The sequence below is a fragment of the Haladaptatus sp. genome (assembly GCF_049589095.1).
Lineage (GTDB): Archaea > Halobacteriota > Halobacteria > Halobacteriales > Haladaptataceae > Haladaptatus.
Map to the genome: position 1 here is coordinate 1 of NZ_JBAWAC010000346.1, position 3,446 is coordinate 3,446.

The 3,446-nt window shown below is 60.1% G+C and carries 8 protein-coding genes; 3 read left to right on the forward strand and 5 right to left on the reverse strand.

Features of this window, described 5'->3' with window-relative positions; translation table 11 throughout:
* On the forward strand, positions 1-941 hold a 941-nt coding region (locus tag WBV42_RS10980), incomplete at its 5' end, for a biotin/lipoyl-containing protein (protein ID WP_423986065.1).
* A gap of 142 nt (positions 942-1,083) precedes the next feature.
* Positions 1,084-1,359 carry a hypothetical protein gene (locus WBV42_RS10985; protein ID WP_423986066.1) on the forward strand — a complete coding sequence of 92 codons (276 nt, stop codon included), beginning with the start codon at positions 1,084-1,086 and terminating at the stop codon, positions 1,357-1,359.
* Positions 1,360-1,387: 28 nt separating this feature from the next.
* Here WBV42_RS10985 and WBV42_RS10990 read toward each other — a convergent pair whose 3' ends face one another.
* On the reverse strand, positions 1,388-1,651 hold the full coding sequence (locus WBV42_RS10990; protein WP_423986067.1) for a hypothetical protein: 264 nt from the start codon (positions 1,649-1,651) through the stop codon (positions 1,388-1,390).
* Between the two features lie 100 nt (positions 1,652-1,751).
* Here WBV42_RS10990 and WBV42_RS10995 point away from each other — a divergent pair, with 100 nt between their 5' ends.
* The gene (locus WBV42_RS10995) at positions 1,752-2,282 is read left to right on the forward strand and encodes a GrpB family protein (protein ID WP_423986068.1); all 531 of its coding nucleotides are present in this window, start codon (positions 1,752-1,754) and stop codon (positions 2,280-2,282) included.
* Between the two features lie 104 nt (positions 2,283-2,386).
* Here the strand turns inward: WBV42_RS10995 and WBV42_RS11000 are convergent, their stop codons facing one another.
* The 4 genes from WBV42_RS11000 to WBV42_RS11015 form a co-directional block, all read right to left on the reverse strand.
* Positions 2,387-2,521, reverse strand: a complete 135-nt coding sequence (locus tag WBV42_RS11000; RefSeq protein WP_256486704.1) for a DUF7331 family protein — start codon at positions 2,519-2,521, stop codon at positions 2,387-2,389.
* 6 nt (positions 2,522-2,527) lie between these two features.
* Positions 2,528-2,710 carry a DUF7576 family protein gene (locus WBV42_RS11005; protein ID WP_423986069.1) on the reverse strand — a complete coding sequence of 61 codons (183 nt, stop codon included), beginning with the start codon at positions 2,708-2,710 and terminating at the stop codon, positions 2,528-2,530.
* 10 nt (positions 2,711-2,720) lie between these two features.
* The gene (locus WBV42_RS11010) at positions 2,721-2,978 is read right to left on the reverse strand and encodes a HalOD1 output domain-containing protein (protein WP_423986070.1); all 258 of its coding nucleotides are present in this window, start codon (positions 2,976-2,978) and stop codon (positions 2,721-2,723) included.
* Between the two features lie 98 nt (positions 2,979-3,076).
* Positions 3,077-3,446: helix-turn-helix domain-containing protein (locus tag WBV42_RS11015; protein ID WP_423986071.1), on the reverse strand; the 370-nt coding region annotated here is incomplete at its 5' end.

Below are 3,446 nucleotides of genomic sequence, written 5' to 3' on the forward strand. Positions count from 1 at the left end.
ACTTCTACTTCCTCGAAGTGAACACCCGGATTCAGGTCGAACATTGCGTCACGGAGTGGTTGACCGACGTCGATATCGTGAAGTGGCAGATCCGCGTCGCCGCCGACGAACCGCTCGGCTTCGAACAGGACGACGTGGAACTCGAAGGCCACGCGATGGAGTTCCGCATCAACGCCGAGAACGCCGCGAAGGACTTCTCGCCCGCGACCGGCGGGAAGCTAACGACCTACGACCCGCCGGGAGGCATCGGCGTCCGTCTCGACGATGCGCTTCGACAAGGTGACGACCTCGTCACCGATTACGACTCGATGATCGCGAAGCTCATCGTTCACGGCGGCGACCGCGAGGAGTGCATCGTTCGCTCCAAGCGCGCGCTCGCCGAGTACGACATCGAGGGAATCCCGACCATCATTCCGTTCCACCGCCTGATGCTCGACGACGAGGAGTTCGTCGCGGGGACCCACACCACGAAGTACCTCGACCACCACCTCGACGCGGAGAAAATCGAGGAGGCACAGGAGAAGTGGGGAACGACCGAATCGTCGGACGATGACGAGGAGGTCGTCGAACGCGAGTTCACCGTCGAAGTCAACGGCAAGCGCTTCGAAGTCAACCTCGAAGACCGCGGCGGCGTCGCCGCGGTCCCCGCGAACAACGGCGGCGGCGGCCAGAAACCCAAGCCATCGGGCGGCAGCAGCGACGGCGGCGAGACCGTCGTCGATGCGGAGGGTGAGACGGTGTCCGCCGAGATGCAGGGCACCATTCTCGACGTGAAAGTCGAAGAGGGCGACGAAATCGAATCCGGTGACGTCGTCTGCGTCCTCGAAGCCATGAAGATGGAAAACGACGTCGTCGCTTCTCGGGGAGGGACCGTTACGCAAATCGCCGTCAGTGAAGGCGACAGCGTCGATATGGGTGACGTACTCGTCGTCGTGGACTGAAGACGGTCGAACTGGAATCGTTTTGTGTTTTTCGGATTTTTCGAGTCGTTCGAGCCGCGAGTCCGAACTGAGCCGAGGTTCGGCGATCAATTCATACCACCCCGGTACATAATCGAAGTCGAACCGTGGACGGCGTAGAAACATGATAGACGTTGGCGATCACTACCGACCGACGGCCGACGGCGACGAGAGCGGCGTCTACCGCGTCGTCGGAACGGGAGACGACGTTGTGCTGTTGCGACTCACCGACGCCGATGGAACGCGAGTCCACTCCGGCGAGTTACGTCACTGCTCGCGGGACGCGCTCGAATCCGACTGGGAATCGGCGAGGAATCCCGATGCGGGACTCACCCCCGGAGCGGACCTGAAGAACATGTTATCCGGCGTGTACTGGAGTTTCCGACGGTTTCTGCCGTAGTTCGCCGACACGAGACGTGCACGACGACTCATCCGAGGAGCGACAGCCCCGTCCCAAGGGCGGATAGTATCGCGCTGACGACGATGAGCGGCGTGAAGCGGTCGGATTCGAAATCGGCGAGGCCGCCGGTCAATACCTCGTAGAGGCTTCCGAACAGCATTCCGACCCCGCTGATTGCAAGCAGCCACAGGCTGATGCTAGAGTCCCCTGCCGCGAGGTCTGGGATGGAGAGCGCGGCGAACGAGAGACCGACGAGACCCAACGACGCGTAGTGGAGGAGGGCGCGGTTCATGATTCTAATTCGTCACGACCCGGGATAAATATTCCGTCGCTATCGGGGGTGCATCGAATCCGGTGCGAACGTTTATTTCCGGATCACCCATGGAAGGGGTATGGTCGGTCTGGAGCGCGGCACCATCGAACTCGAACCGCACAGGGACGAGTGGCGACGGGAGTACGAGGCGGAAGTCGAACGGCTTCGTTCGGTTGCCGGGAACGACGTTCTCGCGTTCGAACACGTCGGCAGTACCGCGATTCCGAGCATCGTCGCAAAACCCATCATCGATATCCTTGCCGTCGTCGAGGACGCGTCTCACGCCGCGCGACTCGTTTCCGTGCTGGAGGGCCACGGCTACGAGTATCGACCGAACGACGGCGTCCCCGACCGCGCCTTTCTCGCAAAGGGTCCGCGGACGGAGCGCACCCACTATCTCTCGCTGACCGAAGCGGGAAGCGACTGTTATCGAGAATCGGTCGGGTTCCGGGACTATCTCCGAGATCATCCCGCCGTCGCTGTGGAGTATGACCGACTGAAGCGGGAGTTGGCCGACGAGCACGGCGACGACAGGGCGACGTACACGGCGAAGAAGGAACCGTTCGTTCGGCACGTGCTCGAACGTGCGAAAAAAGAAAGAAAACACTGATTCTCAGTCGTCGTCGGCCGTCGAACGATTCGATTCATATCCCAGAATAGTCAACGAACTATATATTCATATCCATGCACGGAAATCAACCCGCACAAAAGCCGCTACCGTCGCACGGAAACCGTCGTGCTCGAACGGATCCACGCCTGGTGATTCTCCGGGTCGTAGAACATCGCCACGGTTCCATATTCGTCCTCGTATTCGCTGTATTCGATCTCGTTGGGGGGTGTTTCGTTCATTCTCTGTTATCGGTCGTTTCGGTGTCGATTCCACTCGTTTCGGCAGGCGGGCGTACAGAACGGATACAATCGAAGCGTCCCGTTCGAGTCCGTGTCGGCGAGAACCGGATGCCACGCTTCGATATCGATGGCGTCCCCACAGACCGCACAGATTTGCTGATCGCCTACCGCTTTGTTTCGTTCTATCACAGTTCGTCCATCAGTTCTCTTCGGTTACCTCCACCAACCCGTTGCTGTGGACTCGAACTTCATAGCCGTCCAGAACGAACTCGACACGGCCTCCTTTCGTCTGCCGATGAAAGAGCGAATCGAGCGCGTCCGGGTCGATTACGTCGTACAAACAGGTCGTGAACTCGGTCGCGTCGTCATACCCTGCCTTTTCCATCACCGCCGAAAGCACGTCAAGGCTCAGCCGGTCGCCGTCTCGCTGAGGTTGTCGTTTTACTTCTGTTTCCATGGTTGCTGGGAGGGTATACTATGTAAAGGCGCTTCCAGCTAGATTGAACGTGATGTATTACACGGGAGGCTATCTATCTAGACACGGTCGCCGCCGGGTTACGATTGCAACAGTCGCTGGAGCAGTTTCCGCTCGGCCGCTCGCAGATGGTGTTGGAACGTCCGCTGTGAGATATCGAGCGACCGACCGACTTCCTCCCCCGTGCTCTTCCGTGGCGAGTCGAAGAAGCCGCTGTAGTAGGCCGTCTCCAGCACCTCCCGCTGGCGGTCGGTCAGCGTCTCCGCGAGCGTGGTATTCAGGTCGTCGGACACGACCGGCTTGTCCCGATGTCTTCGACTTCGAAGGGTGACGTCGGGGAACCGCGTTTTGAGGACCTCGACGAACGTCCGAACGTCCGCGTTCGTCGTGAGCCTGACGACCATGGTTCCGGGAAGGGGACCGACCACGCACGCCTCGGGAACCGCACCG

What these genes read in the sequence shown, in the direction of transcription:
- WBV42_RS10985 (WP_423986066.1), top strand. Translation starts at nt 1,084, where the DNA reads ATGATAGACGTTGGCGATCACTACCGACCGACGGCCGACGGCGACGAG.
- WBV42_RS10990 (WP_423986067.1), bottom strand. Translation starts at nt 1,651, where the DNA reads ATGAACCGCGCCCTCCTCCACTACGCGTCGTTGGGTCTCGTCGGTCTC.
- WBV42_RS10995 (WP_423986068.1), top strand. Translation starts at nt 1,752, where the DNA reads ATGGTCGGTCTGGAGCGCGGCACCATCGAACTCGAACCGCACAGGGAC.
- WBV42_RS11000 (WP_256486704.1), bottom strand. Translation starts at nt 2,521, where the DNA reads ATGAACGAAACACCCCCCAACGAGATCGAATACAGCGAATACGAGGAC.
- WBV42_RS11010 (WP_423986070.1), bottom strand. Translation starts at nt 2,978, where the DNA reads ATGGAAACAGAAGTAAAACGACAACCTCAGCGAGACGGCGACCGGCTG.